At 52.8% G+C, this 22,816-nt stretch carries 24 protein-coding genes and 5 pseudogenes; 19 read left to right on the forward strand and 10 right to left on the reverse strand.

The genetic code is table 11. The features are described from left to right. The first annotated feature begins 49 nt into the window (after positions 1–49). From KWG61_RS03005 to KWG61_RS17000, 6 genes are all read left to right on the forward strand, one after another. The gene (locus KWG61_RS03005) at positions 50–817 is read left to right on the forward strand and encodes a hypothetical protein (RefSeq protein WP_230266475.1); all 768 of its coding nucleotides are present in this window, start codon (positions 50–52) and stop codon (positions 815–817) included. Positions 818–1,001: 184 nt separating this feature from the next. Then, complete coding sequence (locus KWG61_RS03010; protein ID WP_242744890.1) at positions 1,002–1,346, forward strand: SLBB domain-containing protein; 345 nt, start codon at positions 1,002–1,004, stop codon at positions 1,344–1,346. Further along, on the forward strand, positions 1,346–1,495 hold the full coding sequence (locus KWG61_RS03015) for a helix-hairpin-helix domain-containing protein (RefSeq protein WP_242744891.1): 150 nt from the start codon (positions 1,346–1,348) through the stop codon (positions 1,493–1,495). Before KWG61_RS03010 ends, KWG61_RS03015 begins: the two co-directional genes overlap by 1 nt. After that, complete coding sequence (locus tag KWG61_RS03020; RefSeq protein WP_242744892.1) at positions 1,492–2,349, forward strand: hypothetical protein; 858 nt, start codon at positions 1,492–1,494, stop codon at positions 2,347–2,349. The genes KWG61_RS03015 and KWG61_RS03020 overlap by 4 nt, the downstream gene beginning before the upstream one ends. Continuing rightward, positions 2,319–2,963, forward strand: coding sequence for a hypothetical protein (locus KWG61_RS03025; protein ID WP_242744893.1), 645 nt, complete (start codon positions 2,319–2,321; stop codon positions 2,961–2,963). The genes KWG61_RS03020 and KWG61_RS03025 overlap by 31 nt, the downstream gene beginning before the upstream one ends. A gap of 106 nt (positions 2,964–3,069) precedes the next feature. After that, positions 3,070–3,714: a ComEC/Rec2 family competence protein gene (locus tag KWG61_RS17000; protein ID WP_367614320.1), complete on the forward strand. Its 645-nt coding sequence runs from the start codon at positions 3,070–3,072 to the stop codon at positions 3,712–3,714. Here the strand turns inward: KWG61_RS17000 and KWG61_RS03035 are convergent. Together KWG61_RS03035 and ftsH are read right to left on the reverse strand one after the other, a co-directional pair. After that, positions 3,671–4,525, reverse strand: coding sequence for a C39 family peptidase (locus KWG61_RS03035; RefSeq protein ID WP_242744895.1), 855 nt, complete (start codon positions 4,523–4,525; stop codon positions 3,671–3,673). The two genes, KWG61_RS17000 and KWG61_RS03035, sit on opposite strands and share 44 nt — an antisense overlap. Before the next feature lie 322 nt (positions 4,526–4,847). Then, positions 4,848–6,797, reverse strand: coding sequence for an ATP-dependent zinc metalloprotease FtsH (ftsH, locus tag KWG61_RS03040; RefSeq protein ID WP_230266480.1), 1,950 nt, complete (start codon positions 6,795–6,797; stop codon positions 4,848–4,850). 774 nt (positions 6,798–7,571) lie between these two features. Between ftsH and KWG61_RS03045 the strand changes: the two genes are divergently transcribed. From KWG61_RS03045 to KWG61_RS17010, 3 genes and pseudogenes are all read left to right on the forward strand, one after another. Next, positions 7,572–7,856 carry a hypothetical protein gene (locus KWG61_RS03045; protein ID WP_242744896.1) on the forward strand — a complete coding sequence of 95 codons (285 nt, stop codon included), beginning with the start codon at positions 7,572–7,574 and terminating at the stop codon, positions 7,854–7,856. A gap of 2,483 nt (positions 7,857–10,339) precedes the next feature. Next, a pseudogene (locus KWG61_RS17005) lies at positions 10,340–10,423 on the forward strand (hypothetical protein); the annotation flags it as partial. 50 nt (positions 10,424–10,473) lie between these two features. After that, the gene (locus KWG61_RS17010; RefSeq protein WP_367614321.1) at positions 10,474–10,743 is read left to right on the forward strand and encodes a hypothetical protein; all 270 of its coding nucleotides are present in this window, start codon (positions 10,474–10,476) and stop codon (positions 10,741–10,743) included. Between the two features lie 159 nt (positions 10,744–10,902). Here KWG61_RS17010 and KWG61_RS03055 read toward each other — a convergent pair whose 3' ends face one another. The 8 genes and pseudogenes from KWG61_RS03055 to KWG61_RS03090 form a co-directional block, all read right to left on the reverse strand. Then, positions 10,903–11,202: a prephenate dehydrogenase dimerization domain-containing protein gene (locus KWG61_RS03055; RefSeq protein WP_367614248.1), complete on the reverse strand. Its 300-nt coding sequence runs from the start codon at positions 11,200–11,202 to the stop codon at positions 10,903–10,905. 56 nt (positions 11,203–11,258) lie between these two features. Next, positions 11,259–11,735: a prephenate dehydrogenase/arogenate dehydrogenase family protein gene (locus KWG61_RS03060; RefSeq protein ID WP_242744898.1), complete on the reverse strand. Its 477-nt coding sequence runs from the start codon at positions 11,733–11,735 to the stop codon at positions 11,259–11,261. Beyond that, a complete protein-coding gene (locus KWG61_RS03065) occupies positions 11,732–12,496 on the reverse strand; it encodes a 3-phosphoshikimate 1-carboxyvinyltransferase (RefSeq protein WP_367614249.1) in 765 nt (254 codons plus the stop codon). The genes KWG61_RS03060 and KWG61_RS03065 overlap by 4 nt, the downstream gene beginning before the upstream one ends. Next, positions 12,493–12,750 (reverse strand): hypothetical protein, encoded by a 258-nt coding sequence (locus KWG61_RS03070; RefSeq protein WP_242744899.1) that lies wholly within the window; start codon positions 12,748–12,750, stop codon positions 12,493–12,495. Before KWG61_RS03070 ends, KWG61_RS03065 begins: the two co-directional genes overlap by 4 nt. Beyond that, on the reverse strand, positions 12,708–13,022 hold the full coding sequence (locus KWG61_RS03075; protein WP_242744900.1) for a hypothetical protein: 315 nt from the start codon (positions 13,020–13,022) through the stop codon (positions 12,708–12,710). Before KWG61_RS03075 ends, KWG61_RS03070 begins: the two co-directional genes overlap by 43 nt. Further along, positions 13,022–14,191: pseudogene (gene aroC, locus KWG61_RS03080) on the reverse strand (chorismate synthase). The gene KWG61_RS03075 and the pseudogene aroC overlap by 1 nt, the downstream one beginning before the upstream one ends. A 15-nt stretch (positions 14,192–14,206) precedes the next feature. Next, complete coding sequence (locus KWG61_RS03085) at positions 14,207–15,055, reverse strand: 3-dehydroquinate synthase family protein (protein WP_242744901.1); 849 nt, start codon at positions 15,053–15,055, stop codon at positions 14,207–14,209. A gap of 506 nt (positions 15,056–15,561) precedes the next feature. Further along, positions 15,562–16,584 carry a glycosyltransferase family 2 protein gene (locus KWG61_RS03090; protein ID WP_230266489.1) on the reverse strand — a complete coding sequence of 341 codons (1,023 nt, stop codon included), beginning with the start codon at positions 16,582–16,584 and terminating at the stop codon, positions 15,562–15,564. 307 nt (positions 16,585–16,891) lie between these two features. On the opposite strand from KWG61_RS03090, the gene KWG61_RS03095 reads away from it, so the two are divergent. The 10 genes and pseudogenes from KWG61_RS03095 to KWG61_RS15860 all read left to right on the forward strand — a co-directional run. Next, entirely contained in the window at positions 16,892–17,425 is a 534-nt protein-coding gene (locus tag KWG61_RS03095) for a flavin reductase family protein (protein WP_242744902.1), read from the forward strand. A gap of 11 nt (positions 17,426–17,436) precedes the next feature. Beyond that, on the forward strand, positions 17,437–17,733 hold the full coding sequence (locus KWG61_RS03100) for a flavodoxin family protein (protein ID WP_230266491.1): 297 nt from the start codon (positions 17,437–17,439) through the stop codon (positions 17,731–17,733). 87 nt (positions 17,734–17,820) lie between these two features. After that, positions 17,821–17,952: a hypothetical protein gene (locus KWG61_RS15850; RefSeq protein ID WP_255658098.1), complete on the forward strand. Its 132-nt coding sequence runs from the start codon at positions 17,821–17,823 to the stop codon at positions 17,950–17,952. A gap of 336 nt (positions 17,953–18,288) precedes the next feature. Then, positions 18,289–18,483, forward strand: coding sequence for a chorismate mutase (locus KWG61_RS03105; protein WP_242744903.1), 195 nt, complete (start codon positions 18,289–18,291; stop codon positions 18,481–18,483). Between the two features lie 61 nt (positions 18,484–18,544). After that, positions 18,545–19,026 (forward strand): annotated as a pseudogene (locus KWG61_RS03110) (prephenate dehydratase domain-containing protein); the annotation flags it as partial. 93 nt (positions 19,027–19,119) lie between these two features. Beyond that, positions 19,120–19,374, forward strand: coding sequence for an ACT domain-containing protein (locus KWG61_RS03115; protein ID WP_242745531.1), 255 nt, complete (start codon positions 19,120–19,122; stop codon positions 19,372–19,374). 163 nt (positions 19,375–19,537) lie between these two features. Beyond that, complete coding sequence (locus tag KWG61_RS03120; protein ID WP_367614250.1) at positions 19,538–20,599, forward strand: pyridoxal phosphate-dependent aminotransferase; 1,062 nt, start codon at positions 19,538–19,540, stop codon at positions 20,597–20,599. A gap of 514 nt (positions 20,600–21,113) precedes the next feature. Next, complete coding sequence (locus KWG61_RS03125) at positions 21,114–21,509, forward strand: 4-alpha-glucanotransferase (RefSeq protein ID WP_256460763.1); 396 nt, start codon at positions 21,114–21,116, stop codon at positions 21,507–21,509. A gap of 10 nt (positions 21,510–21,519) precedes the next feature. Further along, a pseudogene (locus KWG61_RS15855) lies at positions 21,520–22,155 on the forward strand (4-alpha-glucanotransferase); the annotation flags it as partial. Then, positions 22,047–22,451: pseudogene (locus tag KWG61_RS15860) on the forward strand (hypothetical protein); the annotation flags it as partial. The pseudogenes KWG61_RS15855 and KWG61_RS15860, both read left to right, overlap by 109 nt. Positions 22,452–22,816: the final 365 nt, after the last annotated feature.

A 22,816-nucleotide genomic window follows, 5' to 3' on the forward strand; every position in this document is an offset into this window, starting at 1 on the left:
TGCAGTAAAGCCGGGTCAGCCAGAATGTACAGCTGGAAATGAGGAGATTATGGACATTATTTTGACTGTGATCGTTATGGTTCTCGCACTCGTCTTTCTGAACGCACTGTTTTTTAAAATGGCGGGTTCCGATGATTACGGGTTCGACAAAGTAATTGAAGGCTTGATTGCAGTGATGATTCTTTACCTGGTGATCATTGCCTGCTTTGGGGATTTCATCAATATTAAAGGATTGCCTTTCGTGGATCAGCTGGAAAATTTCGCGGGGATTCACGATATTTATGCGAATGACAAGACCCTGTTTTTCACAGAATGTGCAGAACTGGTTTGCCTTCTGTTTGTAATTTCGCTCATTTCACAGTACATCCCCAAAACTGGAGGAAATGGTTTAGGCGGCAAAATTATTGTTGGAATTCTCACGCTTGGATGCGGGGTAATTCTGAATAACTATCTGGTCACCTGGAGCAAGAGCAACAGCACATGGGAAATTCTGCTTAAAGCCGTGCAGTGCGCGATAGCCGGAACGGCGGTTCTGAATATTCCTGTATCTCTGGTGGCTCATTTTATGGGGACGAGTTCAGAGGATTCCTTTGCTTCCTTTATCGCAAATCATCTGTCGAAAACAAAAGTATCCAAAGCATTAACCGCTTCCGTTACGAATGCGGCAGTGCTGACGGGCGGACTGATGGTTCTTGAAAATCAGATGGGAAGCTTAAATGGACTGCTGGCTTCTGCTCCCGCCCTTCTTGAGCTGGGCGGAACGATCGTTCTTATGATTGTCGGAATTCGCTTAATGATTAAATCGATTTCCCGATAATTCAGCACAATTGAGCTTTATCTTTCGAGAAAAACGGATTCATCATCAGGAATGGATCCGTTTTTTGTGCGTTCAGCCTGCCGTTCTGCCGTATAGAAAGATAGTCGGATCCGACGGATTCAAAACAAAACGGCTTCAAAGAGGAAAAAACAATATTGAAGGACAGTCTTTCGTATATCTGGATATGAAGTGGCTGAAGAAAATGAGCGGACCGTTCTGTCTTTGTGCTCTGCTGCTCTTGTCGTCTTCGGGAAGACTTTCTCTGATGCCGTTAGAGAAGCAGGCGCCCGATACGATTGAAGCGGAAATCAAAGGCGAAGTCGTCGCTCCGGATGTTTACACGATCAAAAATGGGGCGACGATTCAGGATCTGATTGCAGAAGCGGGCGGGAAAACCGAAGGCGCGGATCTTTCCCGCGTTTCCCTTCAGGAAGAAGTGAAAGCGCATGAAGTGATTGTGATCGCCAAAAGAAAGCCGATCCCCAGGCGCAGCCGATTCGAATCACCATGGCAAGCAAGGAAGAACTGATGACTTTGCCGGGGATCGGCGAATCGACGGCGCAGAAAATTCTGGCGTATCGCGAAGAACATGGCTTTTTCAAACTGGAAGATCTGATGGAAGTGCCTGGCATTGGCGAAAAGAAGTTTGAAAAGCTGAAGGATCGAATCGCGCTGTGAGAAAACGGACACGCGCGCAGACAGTCGATCCAGCGGCTGCGGCTTTATCGGCCCGCTCAAATCGAGGACAGAGCCGCTGGAAAAATGGGTGGGAAAAAGGGAAAGCCTGGGCGAATGCACCAAAAGGCAAGGATGATGCGCCGTGGCTATGCCTGGCGATCGCTTTCTGGCTGATTTTATGGATTGATCGATTCTGGCTCTGCGTGGCTGCCATTCTGGCAGGGGCCTTATGGCTGAACTGGCGATTTCGTCACGGCTGGCCTGTCCTGGTGTGGATTGGACTGGGCGCTTTCGCGATCGGTGTTCTCATGGGATCAGCCGCGGCTTCCCGGCGCGTGCCGCAGGAGGGAGAATACCGGATTTGTGAAATTCGATCCGGCTATGCGATGGCTTCGAATAAACGGGATTCGGTAATCGTTTATGAACCGGAATCCTTCATTCTGGATCAGACCGTGTTTCTTTCGGATTTTGAACGCATCCATTCGGCGGACAATATCGGTCTGTTCAGCTTTGGCCGCTACGTGGCGCAAAGGGGATTTACTACAGCGCAGCCCCTCAAAGGACGATCAGAATACTCCACAGGCGCAGAATCTGGCTCATCCAGAAAAAGCCAGACGACAGGAACCGGAAACGATAAAAGCCAGAGTCTGGCGCTTTGTAAATTCGAGACGAGCTGCGTCGCTGTATCGCCTGCTGATTTACGGGATAAACGACAAAGACGAACTGGACTGGATCGGGACGCTCGGACTGCCGCTGATGGGATTGCTGGGGTAATAAAAAGCGGCTGTCGAGAAGACTGTATAAACCGCAGGTCAGTCTGGCGGTGTTTGGAATTCTTGGCGGATTTGCGCTGATCGTTCCGGTTTCGATTTCCGTGATGCGCATGGCGGTATTTCTGATCGCTTCAACGCTCTTTGAAAATCGGGCTAAACGCCTGTCCTTTTCTATTCTGACTATGCTTCTGATCTGTCCGCAGTCTGCACGAAGCATGAGTCTGGTTTTGCCGGGCGCCATTTTGTTTTTTACGCGGTTTGTAGAAGGGAGCGGTCCAAAGCGCTTTGTTTCTTCCTGTGTCTGCATTCTTTGCCAGATCGCCTTTACGGGCAAGGTCAATTTGTTTTTCCTGCTGGCCTTTACGTGGCTGAGGCAGCTCTTCGGGTGGCTTTTCCTGCTGAGTCTGCTCGGTCTGTTCTGGGAAGAGTGGGGCACGGTTCTGGAGAAGGGCCTGTCGTCTCTGGATGTTTCGTTTGAAGCCTTCGATCTGCATGGAATGGCACCGCTCTGGTATTTCGTGCTGCTCTGCATGGTGCTGATGGCGATCTGCTGGAAATGGAGCAAGGGCAGAGCACTGCTTTGTCTGGTGCTCTTTGGCCTTTATCCGGCAATATGGCATTTTGATCCTTTTATCACGTGTATATGCTTTCCGTTGGACAGGGAGACGCCACTGTCCTGGTGGAGCCTTTCATGAAAAGCGTTGTTATGATCGATGCCGCCGGGCGATTTAATCATGACAATGCCTCCGAGCTGTTTATCCCGTTTTTCAAAGCCGCCAGATTTCTCAGCTCGACGCGCTGATCGTAACGCATGGCGACTTTGACCATAACGGAGCGGCGGCTTCGCTTTGCGAACAGTTTTCCGTAAAGAAGAAGATCGAGGAAAGCGGCCAGATCGTTCCGGTCGACTATCCATTCGAACTGCTGCTGCCGCAGCGACAGGCCGATCCCGACGACGAAAACGATCAGAGCCTGATCAGCCGCTTCGCCTTCGACGGCTTTTTCTATCTTTGGACGGGCGATGCTTCGACAGCGATCGAAGAGCAGCTGCTCGATCGGTATGTCCTGTCTTCGGACGTGCTGAAACTTGGTCATCACGGCTCTTCGACGAGTTCTTCCTGGGACTTCATAAAAGAATGCGATCCCCAGCTGGCTCTGATTTCCGCCGGCTATAAAAACCGGTACGGGCATCCGTCCAATGAAGTACTTTTGCGCCTGAGCGAACTGGGCATTGATCGTCTGAATACCGCGGATCATGGCATGGTCCATCTGCAGAGTTTTCACGGCTGCATGAAAATTGAAACCGCCGATGGCCTGACGGCCTGGATCGGGAACAAAAAGAAAAGGCAGCCTTGCCAAAACAGGAGACTGCCAGAGAAACAGATTCTTAGAGTTTGCGGTTTTACTGCGGATTGGAGAAAGCCCAAAGCTCGGAACACTCGCTAAGAACCGCATCGATGTCCCAGAGCGTATCGCTGTGACGGATGGAATTGGGGTCGTTGATGCGAAGCTGTCCATTTCCCAGACCGGTCGCCACGATGAAATGACCCGTTCGGGTAAATGTGCCCGGAAGCATGTGCAAAATAACAGGCTTGCCGGCTTCCAGCGCCTGCCGCAGCGCGTTCGTATCTACCGGCAGCGTTTCACGGTTCAGATCCAGCGCATCAGCGGCTTCGGGAAAGAAGGCGGAGGAGGTGCCCATTCCGGGATAGTAATCGCCAAGCGCAACATCCAGATCGGCTAGAACCCGCGGCGTCAGGGTCGGATCCTGTTTGAGCCAGGAAGCGACCATCGACAGGCACGTCGGGCCGCATCCGCCCACCCAGATCATGGTATCGGCCAGCGGTTGCCAGCCCCAGCGTACGTCCCACTGTAAAAGGCGCGGGACGCTCTTCAGACTTTCCTGAAGGGAAGAGACAGGGGTCTGATACTGTGCGTCTGCCGATTGCGGCCAGGTTCGAATGAAATCGTATCGATCCGGATCGCGAAGGAAAAAGGCGAGAAGCGCATCGGTGTACTGATCGGCGTCCAGAAAGAGAGCGTAGGCTTTCTGCTGATCGGGCCCAGGGGTTAAGGCCGCTTCCTTGAGCGCGTAAAACGTTTCGTCGCTAATCTGCTCCGGCTTTTCGCGCTGGTTAATTTTTCTTCGTCCGGTTGCGTGCTCTTTTCCACGGTAGCCCGCAGATGTACAGCCATCGTGGAAAGTGTATCCGAAAGAACGGTCCGGCTGGCCGAATTCTCTGCCTGCTTTTTGCACTTGTTTTGGCCTGCAGTGCGCAAAAGCCAAAACTGCTCAGGCTGACCGCCGCAATCAGAAGGGGCATCGCCAGTGTCATCCCGGTTCTGGATGCAGGCTTCGAAACCGTCTGCCTGGTTTTTAAAGAATTGTATTCTGCGTTTTCCGGCTTCATAAAAATTCTCCTTTTCGTTTTTAAATAGGATTTCTGTCTTTCGGTCAAATCATATTGATCCTCCCTGCAGAGTCCGGTCGGTTCAGAACAGGATGGCAGCCTGCAAAAAAACAGAGGCAGACGAATCGGCCTCTGTTCGTAATCAAGTACAGCTTTGCGGCTTCGGGTTTAAGCCTGCTTTTCGGAATCCTCGTCCTTATGAAGAATTTCCGTGAATTCTTCGCCGGTGATCGTTTCTTTTTCGTACAGATACTTGGCCAGTTCATGAAGTTTCATGACGTGGTCATTCAGGATCTGGTACGCCTCTTTGTAGGCTTTGTTGATCAGTTCGATCACTTCGCGGTCAATGGCTGCGGAAGTGTCAGAAGAGCAGGCGAGCGAAGTGTCGCCGCCAAGGTACTGGTTGTTGACCGTTTCAAGAGCGGTCATGCCAAACTGATCGGACATGCCCAGACGGGTGATCATCATGCGGGCCGTCTTGGTCGCCATTTCGATATCGTTGCTGGCGCCGGACGTGATGGAGTGGAAGATCAGATCTTCCGCGGCACGGCCGCCGCAGTACGTAACGATGCGGGAATACAGCTCGTCTTTGGTCAGCAGGTTGTTTTCTTCTTCATCCACCTGCATCGTGTAGCCGAGAGCGCCTTTGGTTCGCGGAATGATGGTGATCTTGTGAACCGGTGCGGCATCGGTGCAGTAGGCGGAAACCAGCGCGTGACCGATTTCGTGGTAGGCGACAATCATGCGTTCGCGCGGAGAAATAACTTTGTTTTTCTTCTGTTCGCCGGCAATGACGATTTCAATGGCTTCTTCCATATCGCGCTGGGTCACCTGCTTGCGTCCGTCGCGGACGGCGAGCAGAGCGCCTTCGTTAACGATGTTGGCCAGGTCGGCACCGGACGTACCGGCGGAAGCGCGGGCGATCATGTTGTAGTCGATATTCGGGGAGGTCTTGACGTTTTTGGCGTGAAGCATGAGGATTTCGCGACGGCCTTCAAGATCCGGCAGTTCAACCGGAATGCGGCGGTCGAAACGTCCCGGACGGGTCAGCGCCGGGTCAAGCGATTCCGGACGGTTGGTGGCTGCCAGAAGGACGATGCCCTTCGAGCCGTCAAAGCCGTCCATTTCCGCGAGCAGCTGGTTGAGCGTCTGTTCGCGTTCGTCGTTTCCGTTGAATCCGGAACCGTCACGCTTTTTACCGATCGTATCGATCTCGTCGATAAAGATAATGCAGGGCGCGTGCTTTCTCGCTTCCTTGAACAGGTCGCGAACGCGGGCAGCACCGCGGCCGACAAACATTTCCACGAATTCCGAACCGGCAATGAAGTAGAACGGAACGCCGGCTTCACCGGCTACCGCACGGGCCAGCAGCGTTTTACCAGTTCCCGGAGGGCCGACTAACAGCGCGCCTTTTGGCATTTTCGCACCGATTTCGGTGTACTTTTTCGGTTCGTTCAGGAAGTCGACCATTTCCTGCAGGTTCTGCTTGGCTTCATCCTGGCCGGCAACGTCCTTGAACGTCGTGTGGGTCATTTCGCCTTTATAGACTTTGGCATTGGATTTTCCCATGCCCATGCCCATATTGCCGAATCCGCCAAACGGGAATCCGCCACCGGAGCCGCCGTCATCATCGCCGTCGTCATCCGATGGATTGGTGAACTTGAAATCCGCGGATCCGGAAGACATTCTCTTTCGCATGGAGCGGAAGAGCCACCAGACCATGCCCCAGATGAGAATCCAGGGAAGCAGGGAAATCAGAACGCTTACGAAGACGTTGTTTTCCCGCTGCGGAATTTCTTCAAACTTCACATCCCCTTCGATCATGCGGTCCACCAGACCGGGATCGTTGATGAGGGTTGTGGTGTAGACTTTGTTTTCGTCGCCTTTCAGCGTATAACGGGCGGTATCGCCGCTGATCTGAACTTCATCCACTTTTTTGTCCGTAACTTCCGAAACAAACTGAGAATAAGGCACAGCCGAAGAAGAACGGTTAAAAACTGTGGAGGGAAAAAGCAGAAGGCAGAAAACAATGATCATCGCAAAGGTGAGGATCAGATATTTCAGGTTCTTTCTGGCGGGCTTTTTCGATCCGCCATTTTTGTTTTGAGAAAAGTTCATGGAACCTCCATTCCAGGATTCGAACGCGGTTCGATCCGGGGGCTGTTTGAATGAATCCTATTATGACGCAGAATTAGCACAAGTACAGTAAGAGTGCCAGCCTTCGTCAATTTCACAAAATTTGGATTTTTCTTCGAAAAGCGGGTAAGAAGGTCGGAAGAAAAATTTATCCATTCTCTGTAACAATATCGTACCCATCTGTTTCAGTCCTCAAAAATGAACGACAAAATCCTGTCTTGCAGAAGAGAACAGTTTGAAGATACAGGTCCAGAACGGCTTTGCCAATGGAAGAAATAGAGAATACCTCTCAACAATTTCTTAAGACAGACCGATAAGGTTTGCCCTTGCGCAGGAAGCCTGCCGCAGCCCTTTATTAGAGCGAAAATAATCGAAAATAATAAGGTACACAGGTCCGGTATCTATCGCGGATCTGATCGTTTTTTCGTACAGAATGACAGGAGTTTTGCCCGAAAACGGGAAGAGAAAACCAAAAATAAAGCAAAACGCTCGCGATACGCTCATGCTGAATATAGAAAAAGACGTTTCGTTCTTTCAAATACGCACGACAATGTATTTTCAGCAACAGACGTTGTTTTTAAAAAGAAAACCGTGTGATTTCCAAAAGCGAAACGCCGACAGGCAAAGGATTTTAAGGGGATCCAGGCGAACGAAAACAGGGGAAAAGAGAAAGCGGCTGCGCGCTGTGGGCAGGCGGCAGTGTACAAAAACAGGGAATTTGAGAAAGGAGACGGAAATGAAAAAGGACGAAAGATTTTGTCGGTGATCTTCTCGCTTTCGCTGCTGAGCCAGCCATACTCCATTTATGGAACGTCCGGCCCGAATGCACAGGAAGAAACGCTGCCTGAAACCGGAGAAGTCCGGCCAATGATTGAAGCCCTTTCGCAAAGCGCCGATCCAGATGCGGTCCTGTCGGCTGACTCTGAAGCGGCATCGCAGCCGCAGGAGAGCGTGCGAAAGAAGGCGAGCAGCTATCGCTACGCAGACGGATCCCGCGGCTTTTTGCGTATCGAAACCAGAGCGAGGCGCTCCAGATTCTGAACGAAAAAGCGGCGTATACCGAAATGGGCGCCGAACACGACGCGACCAGTCTGAAAAACATGCTGAAGTCGCTGGATATTCTCGAGGATGCCAACACGATCCGCCGCTTTCTGGGCAAGAGCGAATACAGGATCACGGACGCCCTGATGGCGCATTCGCAGATTCGGGCCAACTGGTCGTACGATCAGTATCACGAAAACGAAAATTACGATCATGCGCCCCTCGACTGGGTATCCAAGCCCGCCGGCTGGATCAGCTGGGCGGAAAACCTCGATAATTTTGGATCGCCCGATCTCGACATGCTTCAGCGAGGCAATCTGGCAATGCCGCGAAATTCCTTTGACGGCTGGTATTACTACGAAAAGGAACGGTACGAAAGCACAGCGGGAGCCAGTCTGGACGATCCGACGTATGGCCACTATGCGAACCTGATTCAAAATTACGCGTATGCCGGCGCGGCGTACATTCCCTTTGAGGACTACCGCGGACAGGAATACGGTACGGAACTGCAGAACTTTATGAATTATCGAAGCGCACCCGCGCAAAGCTATACGGTCGCGCAGTATCGCCGGCTTTTAGAAGACTATATTCGCCAGCTGCCCGACGCCCCGCTCTTTGTGAATGCAGTACTTTCCAATGTGCCAGACTGCACGTATACCGGCGAGGCGCAGACACCGGCAGCAACGGTCACCCTGGTCGATGCCGTTCTGATCGAAGGCCAGGACTATACCCTGCAGTATCAGAACAATGTGAACGCGGGAACCGCCACAATCATCGCGACGGGATGCGGCAAGTATTCCGGAACCGTACGAACGACGTTTGAGATTGCGCCCAGATCCATCGAATCGGGATCCGTTTCGGGAATGCCGGGAATGGTGCGCAGTCTGGCCGAACTCGAAGCGGCTGACCTGCAAGTCGAATGCGACGGCCATCAGCTGGTCAAAGGTGTCGACTTCACGGTGGAATGCGAAGAGCTGCCGCTGGGCGACAATTATCACACGCCGTATCAGGCGATGATCCGCGGGATCGGTAACTACTGCGGCGAGAAGCAGGAGCTTGTATTCGGCCCCATGCGCATCGATGTGCTGGCCGATACGTATCCCATTGCGGATGTCACGTACACGGGAGAACCGCTCACTCCGCCGGTAACGCTTTCCTACGGACGCATTTTGCAGGAAGGTGAGGATTACACGCTGCGTTATGTGAACAACTGCAACGCGGGGGAAGCCTCGGTCGTCATCGAAGGCATCGGCAGTTATGGCGGAACGATTACCCAGACGTTCCAGATTCGTCCCGAGTCGATCGGCAATGCCGTCGTCTCCAGTCTTCCCGAATCCGTAAACAGTCTGTCTGAACTTCAGAACGTACAGCCGTACGTACAGAACGGCTTCACGCCGCTTATCGAAAATCAGGATTACACGGTGGCGCACGAACAGGTGACCAGCGCGCAGGGAACCGATTATTTCCGTCTGACGATTACCGGCAAAGGCAATTACAAAGGAAAACTGGTTCGAACCTGGGGCGGACCGAAGACGCTCGAAAATGCGTGGATGTCCAGTCTGGACGATCTGATCTATACCGGAAAGGCGCTTCGGCCCCGTCCAAACCTCTGGTTTAACGAAACCCTGCTCGTGGAAGGCCAGGATTACCGGCTTCACTATACGAACAATGTGAACGCCGGCGAAGCGACGATCACCGCGATCGGCATGGGAGACTATTCCGGAGCGCTTTCCCAGACGTTCCGCATTTCCATCCGCTCCATCAGCAACGGCGTCCAGATTGAGGGAATTCCCGATTACGCGGATCTCGATCAGCAGATCGACGAAGACGATCCGATTCTGGTCTGTGACGGCGTGGAAATTCCCCGCAGCGACTATACGGTGGACCTTTCGCGTGTCGAGTGGGAAGGGCAGGCGTACGTCTGGCGTTTTACCTTTACCGGCGTAAACAACTGCACCGGCATTTTGCATAATGCGGTCTACCGCAAGGAAGATCTGTCCAGACTTTCACTTTCCATCGACGATCAGACGTTTACCGGGCAGGAAATCCGTCCGGAAATTTCCGCGATTCTCGACGGCGTGCCGTTAAGCGAAAACTGGAACTACACCCTGCGCTTTCTGCACAATGTGCATGCTGGCACCGCAACCGTCATTCTGACGGGCATCGGCGCCTACGCGGGCGAAAAGCGGGTTGACTTCCAGATTTTGCCGGATACGGTACGGAATCTGGATATCGAGGTCGATCACGTACGCGAAATTCAGAACGCCCAGCAGCTTGAGGACAACATGCGCGTTCTCATCCGGGAAACCCGGCAGCCGGCCGATCCGGCCGACTACATCGCGGAAGTCGTTTCCGTCAATCTCGACACGCACCGCGCTGTGATCCGTCTGACGGGGAAGCGGGACTATACGGGTTCGCGGGAGTTCATTTTCGATATCGGCGGACCGAGAGAAGATGAAATCAGGCCGGAAGACAGCACGGCAATGTACCGTCTGTACAATCCGAACACCGGCGAACATTTTTACACCGCCGATTCGCGCGAACGGAATTATCTTTCGAGCATCGGCTGGAACGACGAGGACTGGCGTGGATCGCGCCCGTACAGTCGCACACGCCGGTGTACCGTCTGTACAATCCCAACGCCGGCGATCATCACTACACGCCGGATCCGCAGGAATATATTTTCCTGCAAAACGCCGGCTGGCAAAGCGAGGGCATCGGCTGGTATTCCGATGACGCCAGAGGACAGGCGCTGCTTCGTCTGTACAATCCCAATACGACCGGCGCGGGCGCCCATCACTACACCACCGACGCGCATGAACGCGATTATTTGCAGAATATCGGCTGGAAAGATGAAGGCGTCGGCTGGTACGGAAAAGCTCAGTAGATCCGCCTGCAGGCGCTTCCTGCCCAAAATCAGTCCAGAAACACAGAAATACAGAAATACACAAACCTGGAAATCCAGAGATACAGATACACGAAAAGCCGGCCGCAGTCTGAACTGCGGCCGGCTTGGTTTATGTGCAGAGAAATGGATGGTCCTGGGCTAGTCGAATTTCTTTCGGCGCTTGGTGGACAGCTTCATCATTTCCTTCATCGTCCGGGAATCGTCATTTTTGAGCGCTTCCTTGAAGTCTTCAAGCGTGGTCTGGAACTGCTCGATTTCCTTGAGCAGCAGATCTTTATTGAGCAGGAAGAGTTCGCTCCACATTTCCTCATTAATGGAAGCAATGCGGGTCAGATCGCGGAACGAGTCGCCGGTGTATTCGACCAGATGCTCATTTTCGTGGGTATCCATCAGCGTAACGGCGATCACGTGCGTCAGCTGGGAGAGAAAAGCGATCATTTCATCGTGCTCTTCGGCGGAAAGAACGGAAATGTTCTTGCAGCCGAGGTCCTTGGCTAAAGAGCTGACCTTGACGATGCTGGACGCTGTGTTTTTTCGTGCGGAATCAGGATGAAGTTGGCTTGCCGGAAAATTTCCGGATTGGCGAATTCAATGCCTTTGGATTCGCGGCCGCACATCGGGTGAATGGACATGAGCTCAAGGTCGTCGCGAAGAATTTCCTGAACCGGCTCCATGACCGCACGCTTAACGCCGCTGATTTCCAGCAGCAGCGTGCCGGGTGCAAAGTGGCTCTGCCATGCGGCGATCCAGTCTTTGAGCAGGGTGGGATAAATGCAGAAAATGACCATTTCACACTGGTTCAGACCGGAAGAGAAATCCGCAAAGCCTTCATCAATCCAGCCTCTTTCCTTAGCCTGACGAAGGGAATGTCCGTTGGGATCGAAACCGAGAACCCGCCAGCCGAGTTCCTTCATGCGTCCGCAGAAGGACCCGCCCATTACGCCAAGACCGACAACACCGACAGTTTTCATGAACGTACTACCTTTCCTTTCAAAGCCAGAAGATCGTTAAAGAAATGCGGATAGCTTTTCGTGACGGCCTGGGCATCCTGAATCTGTTCAGGACTTTTCGCGCAAAGACCGAAAATGGCCATTGCCATGGCGATGCGATGATCGTTATGGCTGTCGATGACAGCCGGATGATCGAGACAGTAGGAAGACTGGCCATGAATAATAATTTCGTCTTCCGTACTCGTAATGTCCACGCCCCATTTGCGCAGTTCGTCTTCCATCGCCGCAATCCGGTCACACTCTTTGTAGCGCAGCCGGGAAGCGTGAGTAAGAACGGTTTTTCCCGGGCAACAGGCGCCGAGCACGCAAAGAATCGGTCCAAGATCCGGACAGTCGGCTAGATCAAAGGTAAAGCCGTGCAGCCGGCCTTTGACAGCCTGCAGGCCCTGACTGGTCCAGTGGAGCGTTCCGCCGGCTTTTTCGATGGCCTGTGTGATGACGGCATCGCCCTGCAGGGAATCGGGATTAAGACCTTCGACGACAATGGACGCGCCCAGCGCGCCGGCTACGAGAAAGAATGCGGCCTGCGACCAGTCGGCTTCGATGCTTACGCTGGCCGGCTGATAGTGCTGATCGGGCGTGATGCGATAGCCGTTTTCTGAGGGCTCTTCGATGTGAACGCCAAACGTCTTCATCATGTCCGCGGTCAGGCGCACATAGGACTGGGACTGATACGGCGGAAGCACCGCGATTTCCGCGCCGCCAATAAGCGGTGCACTCATAAGCAGTCCGGAAATGAACTGGCTGGAAATGCTGCCATCGAGCGTGAACAGACCGCTTTTAAAGGGCCCTGGAACGTGATGGCTTCGCCGGACTGTTCAAATTTCAGATTCTGTTCGGCAAAGATGTTCGCATAGACGCCCATCGGCCGGGAAAGCAGGGACGGCTTGCCCAGAAAGCGGACTTCCTCCGGACCGGCAGCGGCGATCGGAATCAGAAAGCGGATCGTCGAGCCGGATTCAAAGGCATCCAGCACTGCCGGCTTCTGGGGATCGTTTTTGCGGGATTGCATCCGCGAATATGAAGGGTACGAAAAAGCGGGCCAGAGCCGGGGTCTTCTTCAATGTGCGCGCCTAAAGCCTGCAGGCAGCCGATCGTGGCTTCCATGTCCTTGGAATGGCCAAGATGGGTAATGACGGATTCGCCGTCGGCCAGACCGGCGCAGATCAGGGCGCGGTGGCCGAGCGATTTGGAAGGCGGAACGCGAAGCGATCCTTCAAGATCGGAGGGTTCAATCCAGACTTTCATTACACAGTCTCCTTTCCATCCCCTGCAGAGGGCTGCGGTTTCGAATCGGATTTTCCAGAAGCAGGCGCTTCAAACGGGCGCAGCGCTTCCTTAGTCATCCACAAATCGAGCAGACAGAAGGCGGTCATGGCGTCAACGACCGCTCTGGCCCGGTGAATAATCGCCGGATCGTGCCGGCCCTTGATCGCCAGCTTGACGTTCTGTCGGGTCTGATAGTCCGCGCTGTCCTGTTCGAGATAAATCGAGGGGTCGGCTTGATGCACGTCTGAAACAAAATCGGCATGCCGTTGGTAATGCCGCCGTTGATGCCCCCGTTGTTATTGGTTTCGGTATACAGGTTTCCGCAGTCATCGGCCTGAATCGGGTCGTTGGCCTGCGAGCCCGTCATGGACGCAAAGCCAAAGCCGGCGCCGAAGCTGACGCCTTTGATGGCGGGAATCGAGAAAAGCCCGTGCGAGAGACGGCTTTCTGCGGAGTCGAAAACGGTTCGCCTACACCGGCGGGAAAGCCGGTAACGCCCGTCTGCAAAATTCCGCCTACGCTGTCGAGTTCGGCCGAAGCGTTTTCGATGACCTCCTGCATGCGCGCGCTCACTTCATCGTCCGCGGCTGGAAATTCCAGCGCGGAAAGCTTATCGAGCAGCGATTCGAGCTCGGCGGGGTTCAGACTGGCCATGGAAACGGCGTTGACATGACCAAGCTGGAGAATCTGGGTGCCGATGTGCACGCCTTTGGATTCAAGAATCTGGCGGCAGATCGCACCCGCGGCAACGACCGGCGCGGTCAGCCGGCCGGAAAAGTGACCGCCGCCGCGATAGTCCTGCCAGCCGTTATATTTTTCAAACGCGCTCCAATCCGCGTGGCCCGGACGCAGGCGCGTTTTAAGCTTCGCATAGTCCTGCGAGCGGGTATTGGTGTTTTCAATGAGAAGGCAGAGCGGGGTGCCGGTCGTATGGCCTTCGAAAAGCCGGAGACGATCCGGACCTGATCGGCTTCCTGCCGCTTTGTGGATAAGGCGCCTTTGGCTTTGCGCTTTTCCATTTCAAAGTTCAGCTTGTCCAGATCGATTGCAAAGCCGGCAGGCAGTCCGTCCAGAACGGCACCGATCATTTCGCCGTGGCTTTCTCCAAAAATGGTCAGCGCAATCTGTTCACCGAATGTGTTTTTCATACGGATCTTCCTCCATCATCTGATCGAGATGCCCAACATCCCGGGTCTCAAAGCGGAAATGGCCGGGTTCATCGACGATGACGCAGGCGATGCCGGTATCGTTTCCTTTTTGTCGCTGCGAATGAGGCGGGACGCTTCCTGACGGTCAAAGTCATGAATTTCCGGAAGATGGAGCTTCTCGTAAATGCGCAGCACGCGCTCTTTGAGTTGAGGATTTTCAATAAAGTAAAGCATGCCTGTCGCAACGCATTCGCCATGCAGATAGTCATGGTCCGGATAGCTGCCTTCAATGGCGTGGCCGATGGTGTGACCAAAGTTCAGCGCCTTGCGCAGGCCGGCTTCCTTTTCGTCCTGTTCGACGACGATCCGCTTCAGATCGATCGAACGGGCAATGATGGCGTCGATATCGAGCGTATCCTGTTCAAACATCGCGATGAGTTCGGGATCAAAGAGCAAACCCATTTTCAGCGCTTCGGCTAGACCGGCTGAAATCTGTCTCGCATCGAGCGTAGAGAGAACGTCGGGATCTATGATGACGGCTTTTGGCTGCCAGAAGGCGCCGACGATGTTTTTGACCGGTCCGAGATCGACCGCAGTCTTGCCCCCGACGGAAGAGTCGACCTGCGAGAGAACGGTCGTGGGAATGTTATAGAAATCAATGCCGCGCATGTAGCAGGCAGCAGCAAAGCCAGCCATGTCGCCGGCGACGCCGCCGCCCAGCGCGATGGCCTGACTTTTGCGGTTGAGACCGGCATTGCACATAGCGATCAGCAGCTGTTCGAAAGTCTGCAGATTTTTCGAACCTTCGCCCTGCTCAAAACAAAAAACGTCCAGATGATCAAACTGTCCTGCGGCCAGATCCACCCATTTTTTGGGATCCCGGAATCGCAGACCAGAATCGACGGACGGCTGGTCTCAAGGCGTGAAGAAAGGTTTTGCAAAGCTCCGCGCTCAATCCAGATGGGATACGAGGAGCCGGGAAGATTTACATTCAGTTTCATAATCGGTTTCCTTTTACACGCTATTTTAGCATTCCTTTACACGACATCCGAATATCGGGAAGGATCGCCCGGACAAATTGATTTTTAAATGCACCAAACGGTCATTTTAAAGCCGCTGGAAAAGAGAAAGACGAAGACCGGAAAATCCGTTCGATTCCGGTCGAACCGGCCTGGCGAACGAAGGAGATGCGAGAACGAATCCGCCCGAATAGGCTCTGCGCTTCTTTCTTTCGTGCGGTTCGGGTGATTCGTGCACATCCGCCCATAAAAAACGCCAGCCTGAGCTGGCGCGATGGGCGAAAGGGGATGGAAAGCGGCGATCAAGTGCAGGCGAGCGTGCGTCAGCGGACCGATTGCTTCATTCGATGCTTAAAGCGTATTTTCGAGAATCAATTCTTCGGTTTCACCGGAAAGCTTCTTGTCGAACTTTTTCTGATCGTGAATGGCTTTTTCCAGACGGCGGTCCTGGTCGTGTTCCAGACGCATCATCGTCAGCGCGTGCTCAAACTGCGTTTTCTGCGATTTGCGCAGAGACGTAAGAATTACGCCGGTAAAGAAGTTCAGGAAGGCGAACAGGGCGATCATCGTGATGATCATCAGTGTCGGCATTTTGAGCACCAGACCGGTGTTGAGGAATTCAATCCAGATCGGGATGAACAGCGCGAGGGCGATGATCATCAGAATAATGGCGATGGTATTGAAAAACGCGAACGGACGCGTATCGCGAAGAAGACGGCCGATGGTGTACAGAACTTTCGTTCCATCGGAAATCGTGTTCAGTTTGGAAACGCTGCCTGCCGGACGGTCGCGGTAGCGGATCGGCAGCTCTTCGAGCTTCATGTTGTGGTCGAGGGCGAAAATCGTCATTTCGGTTTCGATTTCAAAGCCTTTGGACGTAACGGGGAAGGATTTTACAAAGTCCCAGGAAAATGCGCGAAGACCTGTCATGATGTCGCGGACGTTGGAATCAAAAAACGTGTTGATCAGGCCGCGCACCAGACGGTTTCCGGTGTTGTGGAACAGGCGTTTGTTTTCGGTGAAGTACGTGGAAGAAAGGCGGTCGCCGATGGCCATGTCTGCGCCGTGCTCCAGAACGGCTTTTTCCAGTTTCCTGGCATCTTCGGCCGGGTACGTGTCGTCGCCGTCCACAATGATGTAGCAGTCGGCATCGATGTCGCGGAACATGCTGCGGACAACGTTGCCTTTGCCCTGTTTGTGTTCGTAGCGGACGATGGCGCCGGCGTTTCTGGCGATTTCATCGGTGTGGTCGGAGGAGTTGTTATCGTATACGTAAATCTCTGCGTGCGGGAACGCTTCGGCGTAATCGCGGACGACTTTTTCGATTGTGGCCGATTCGTTATAGCAGGGGATAAGAATTGCAGTCTTTTTCATAATGAGTCCATTATAAAGAAAAAACAGAGGGCATAAAGAAAAACAGAGGGCATAAAGAAAATAGGATGGGCCCCCATTCGGATGTTTTTGCCAAAGGCCATGGAGGGAAGAAACAGCCCCAAACGCGGTCTGGGTTCTTTCCAAACCGCCGTCCTGGCCAGGAACCGGCGAAACCGGAAGCGCTGCCCTGCCTCTTTCCTTTACGCCCTTTGCAGCAGAGAACACTCTGCTTGAGGGCAAAGTTCATACAGACAAAAAGAGGATTTGATATGGCAAAAGCTTTAATGTAAACCCCTGGCTGTTTCCGATGCCTGCCTATATGATCGGCACTTATAACGAGGACAGAACTACCGACATCATGATGATGGCCTGGGGCGGCATCTGCGCCGAAGACATGGTGGCGCTGAATCTGGCTGAAGAGCACAAAACGGTCGCCAATCTTAAGGCGAAAGGCGCCTTTACCCTGGCTGTACCGTCAGTAAAGACGCTTCGCGAATCCGATTATCTGGGCACGGTGTCCGGGAATCGCGTTCCGGATAAGTTCGAGCGTACGGGCCTGCATTCTGTGAAGAGCGAACATGTCGACGCACCGGTTATCACGGAGTATCCCATGACGCTCGAATGTGAAGCTGTGGAAATGCAGGAACAGCCGTACGGTCTGCGCATTCTTGGACGAATCGTCAACATCCTCGCCAGTGAGGACGTTCTCGATGAGCAGGGACGCATCGATGCAGGCAAGCTGAACAGCTTTGTCTTCGATTCGATGCGAAACGGTTATTACGCCAGCGGCGAACCAGTCGGTCAGGCCTGGCATTCCGGAGCCGGCCTGCTGAAGAAATAGAAGGTCTTGCCATGGCAAAACGCATTGTGATTCTCAATGGAAGTCCGCAAAGAAAAGGAAATACCGCGGCGCTGACGAAAGCCTTCAGCGAAGGGGCAAAAGCGCGGCCCATACGGTCACGGAGTTTTTCCCGGACGATCCCGGACGATATGAACATCCACGGCTGGCGCGGCTGCTTCTGCGCAAACAGCGCGCTGGAAATGCCGTGCGTACAGCACGACGATATGGCTAAAATTTATCCGGCCATTAAGGAAAGCAATGTCGTCGTCCTCGCTTCGCCGCTCTATTACTGGACGCTCAGCGGTTAGCTTCGTGCGGCGTTTGACCGGCTGGTCGCGCTCGAAGAAGGCAGGGAAAATCTTCTGCGCGGTCATGGTCGGGCCTGCGCGCTGCTGATGTCTGCCGCCGGCGATGAGTTTGAAGATGTCCTGGACTATTACAATCATCTGGCCGAACATCTCCGCTGGAAAAATATCGGCCATGTTCTGGCTGGAGGAAACGACAGAGATGGCGATGCTGCCGGCTAGCCGGAACTGGAAGAAGTCCGCAGACTGGTCGCATCGATTCAGTAACTTTTACAAATTCTATTATCCGCAGGCAAAGTGAATCGAAAGAACGGCAAAAAGCAGGAGGCGTTTCATCGGGGCAGCCTCCTGCTTTTCTGTCCGAATCTGGCCCTCCAGAGCGAAAAGAATCCCCATCGAGAGAATCTGAAAAAGAACGGGAAAAGAACGCGTAAGAGAACGTGTAAAAGCGCAGAGAATCCGACGGAATCCGCCTGAGTTCTCCCGCGTACCATGCCGGAAAAGGAAAACAATCGAATCGCCAGAAGACGCGATGATAGAATAGGCACGGTGATGTCTATGAATTCGCTTGAAAAAGCAAGAAACACAATTGATAAGATTGACGAGCAGCTGGCTTCGCTTTTTGAAGCGCGTATGAAACTCACGGAAATCGTTGCTGCCTATAAAAAAAGCACGACATGGCGGTCTTTGATGAAAGCCGTGAAGCGCAGGTTCTCGAAAAAGCAAAACAGAGAATCAGCAAGCCGGATCTGAAGGGCGATTTTGCCCAATGGATGCAGACGCTGATGGATCTATCCAAAAACAGCAGCGGCAGATGCTCAACGCCAACAAAGTGGCTTACTGCGGCGTGGAAGGCGCGTTTGCCTGCTCGGCCACCCGTACGCTGTTTCCGCAGGCGGAAGCCGTATCCTGCGCGAGCTTTGCGGACGTGTTTAAGAAAGTGCAGGAAAACGAAGTCCGCTATGGCGTTGTGCCTCTGGAAAATTCGAATTCCGGTCTGGTCGGCGAAGTGCTCGATCTGCTTTTCGAATCCGGCCTGTACATTGTTGAGGCCGCGGACATCCGCATACGCCAGTGCCTGCTTGGCGTAAAGGGGCGCAGCTCAAGGAGGTGCGCTGGGTGTATTCGAAAGATCAGGCGCTCTGGCAGTCCAAGACGTTCCTGGACGCGCTGGGCGTGGAGACGATCTGTTATCCGAATACCGCCATGGCTGCCCAGTATATCGCGCAGCAGGCCGATCCGGCAAAAGCCGCGATTGGAGCCAGAGACAACGCGAGCCTCTACGATCTGGACATTCTTGCCGAAAACATCGAAGGCAGCGCCTCGAATACCACCCGCTTTCTGGTCATTTCAGCCGTTCCGAATGCGCAGGAAAATGAGGTTTCCTCTTTGCTTCTGACGGTACCGGACAGCGCGGGCGCTCTGGCGAAAGCCATTAACGTCATTGCCGCTTTTGATCTCAACATGGACAATCTGCAGTCGCGCCCGGTCAAGAGCCGGCCGTTTGAATATTATTTCTTCGTACAGCTGGCCGGTCATACGTCCAGACAGAATGTGGAAGCCTGTCTGCAGGCGTTAAGTGCCGTCTGTACGTCTGTCCGTTCACTGGGCAGCTATTCCATCAGAAAGGACGATCAGTTATGAGTTTTGTAAAAGACAGCGTAAACCGCAAACCGATTGTGGACACAGTATTTGCGATCGTGGATCAGGCCAAAAGGCCAAGGAAGAACTGGGCGCGGAAAACGTAACCGACGCGGTTATCGGTTCGCTATATACCGAAGACGGCGTTCTGTGCGCGTTTGATACTGTGTTTTCGACGCTGAAGTCGCTCGACAATAAGAAACTGGCCAAATATGCGGTCAGCTTTACCGGAAACCCGGATTTCCAGGAAGATGTTCTGGACTGGGTGCTCGACGGCAATTCCGATTTGTATAAGGAAGTCATCGCCACGCCAGGCGGAACCGGTGCGGTCGGCATGTCGATTGAAAACTGCCTCGAAGCCGGTCAGACGCTGATCATTCCGGAAATCGCCTGGGGCTCTTACTCCCTCATGGCGCAGATGCACAATCTGAAAACGAAATCGTATTCGCTCTTTGAAGGCGATCATTTCAATCTCGACTCCCTGAAGGCGACATGCAAAGCCGTCATGGAAGAGCAGGACCGTCTGGTTCTGATCATCAATGACCCGTGCCAGAATCCGACCGGCTATTCGATGACCAGAAAAGAATGGGAAGACGTGATCGAATTCCTGAACGAATGCTCCAAAACCCATTCGGTCGTTCTGATCAATGATATTGCCTACATCGACTTTGCCTATGAAGGTGCGAAAGCCAAGGAATATTTCCGCTGCTTCGACAAGATTTCGGACGACGTTGCTGTAATCGTTGCCTTCTCCATTTCCAAATCGCTGACCTCTTACGGTCTGCGCTGCGGTGCAGCCATTCTGATGGCGAAAACGCAGGAAGGCGTGGACGAACTGAAAGTCGTCTTCGAAAAGACCGCCCGCGCGACCTGGTCGAACGTCAACAATGGCGCCATGGAAACGTTCTCGACGATCATGCGTACGAAAAAGGATGAATACCTGGCAGAAAAACAGAAGTATGTGGATCTGCTTAAAGCCCGTTCGGATCTGTTTGTAAAACAGGCCGAAGAAGCCGGTCTGGTTCACTACCCGTACAAGGAAGGCTTCTTCGTCACGCTCGCAATGGACAATGACAAGTGCGACCGCCTGCATGCGGCCCTGATGGAAAACCAGATTTACACCGTCAAGGTCAACAAGGGCATTCGCATCGCCGTCTGCTCCATGCCGCTTCACGTCATCGACGGTCTGGCCGCCCGCATTAAAGCGGTCGAAGACCAGCTCGACTAGATCGTTCCAAACAGAAAAAACGGCGGAAAACCGTTTTCGATTTTCCAGCCGCATCAGTATTTCCCTTTTCCTGTTTTTCTTCAAGTCCGCAAAGCCGCAAGGCCTGCGGGCTTTTTACTGCCGAAAGCCGCGCATTTCTGTCCGGCTGAAGGCGCGGCCGAATCCCTTCAGAATCCGCTCCGGGACAAAATGTGAGAAATTAACAGGTTTTGAGAGATTTAACATCATATAAAGACAATTTTTATGCACAATAAAAGCAAGCAGATAAAAGTGAGAAAAATCCTCACTCTGCGCGAAGACAAAATGAGCTGAAAATTACGAGAGGTATCGCGAATTTTAATGGATGGTAAACAAAATCGAATTCGAAATAATTATCAATTCATTGTCAATTATTATGCCGGACAGAACAGAAAAACTAAAATAAATGCGTTAAAAAATACGCTTTATGATAAAATATCCGTGATTATACAGAAAAGAAATAATGAAAACGAAATAGATTTGGCAGGTGAAACTAATGGAAAGACAAGCTGGAGTCCTTCTTCCTCTTTTTTCAGTTCCTGGAAACCAGGGAATAGGAGACCTCGGACAGAAAACTCAGATGATGATCGATGAACTGACAGATGCCGGATTCAAGATCTGGTCTATGCTTCCCATCAATCCTGTACACGAACACAATTCGCCGTACAGTGCTGTAACTGCCTATGCCGGGGATCCGATTTACATCAATATTGATCGCCTGGCGGAGATGGGACTTCTGACCCAGAGCAGCGTCATCAACTGCAACAAGTTTAAAAACGCTGTGGACTACGATACAGTCCGTCAGTTTAAAGAACCCTTTTTCAGAGAGCCTTTAAGGCTTTCCGCAAAAACTATAAAAATGGAAAGAAGAATTCGAACAGTTCAAGCGTGAAGCGTTCTGGCTGAACAACTGGACCGTTTATGAACTGTTCCGCAATCTGAACGACGGCAAAGGCTGGACCGAGTGGGAACTCGATTACCAGGTATGGCCGGAAAAGCAGGGCATCAACCTTCGTCCTTACGTCGAAGAAGTGTTCTATATTCAGTTTTTGCAGTTTATTTTTTATAAGCAGCTTGACGAAATTACCGCGTACGCGCGCAAGAAAGGCCTCCGGCTCATGCAGGATGTTCCGTTTTACGTGAACATGAACAGCATGGAAGTCTGGTCGCACAAGCGGGAATTCATGGTACAGCCTGACGGCAGACCCATTCAGCTGGCCGGCTGCCCGCCTGATCACTACCACGAACACGGTCAGGTGTGGGACAAGCCGATGTATAACTTTGACTACATCAAGGAAGAGCAGTACGTGAACTTCCGCAATCGATTCATCTGGACCGCCAGGAACTTCGACGCGATGCGGATCGTTCATTTCAAGGGCTTTGACTTTATCTGGAAAGTCCCAGAAGACCGCAACCCGGAACACGGCGCATGGTCCGCCGGACCAGGCCGTCCGCTGCTCGAAATGATCAAGAACGATCTTCCCAACGTGCTCTTTACTGCCGAAGATCAGGGTCTGATGCGTCCGACGCTCAAGGAAATGGAAAAGGAATTTTCCATTCCGGTCATGGATGTTCTGCAGTACCGTATGGAAACCAAACTGCTCAAAAGGCAGCGGCCCCGCTTTCCGCGGTCTACACCTCGTTTTATGACACCCCGACCATTGAACAGGACTACGCTTCCTTTACCAATAACCGCAAGATCGCCCTTCGCCGCTTCTTTAAAAAGCGCGAATACGAGCACCGTTCGTTCCACGACCTCGTGTGCCACTTTGCGATCAACAGCGAAGCCGTTCTCGTTCTTCTTGCCATGCAGGATATTCTCGGCATCAAGGAACAGGGACGCATTAACGATCCGGAAAACGAAGACGTGCCCAACTGGACGTGGAAGCTGAAAGACTTCAAGACGTTCCCGGATGAGCTCCAGAAAGTAAAAGGCTGGCTCGAAGCCGCTGGACGCATTCCGGCAGAATCGGCCGAAGAAGCCTGATTTTCTAAACCGCAGAGCGGAACAAAACAGGAACACAAATCCGTCCCACCGGTTTTCACAGCGAACGATTCGCGCCGAAAACCGGTGTTTTTTCTATGTCGAAATGAAACAGAACAGGACTGGACAAAATAGAAGAGAATGGGACCAAACGGGGCTGAACTGGATCTGGACGGAATGGGGCAGAAGGGGACGGACATTTTCTCAGCGTCCGC

Origin of the sequence: Allobaculum sp. Allo2 (assembly GCF_022701175.1) — a bacterium.
GTDB classification, from domain to species: domain Bacteria; phylum Bacillota_I; class Bacilli_A; order Erysipelotrichales; family Erysipelotrichaceae; genus Allobaculum; species Allobaculum fili.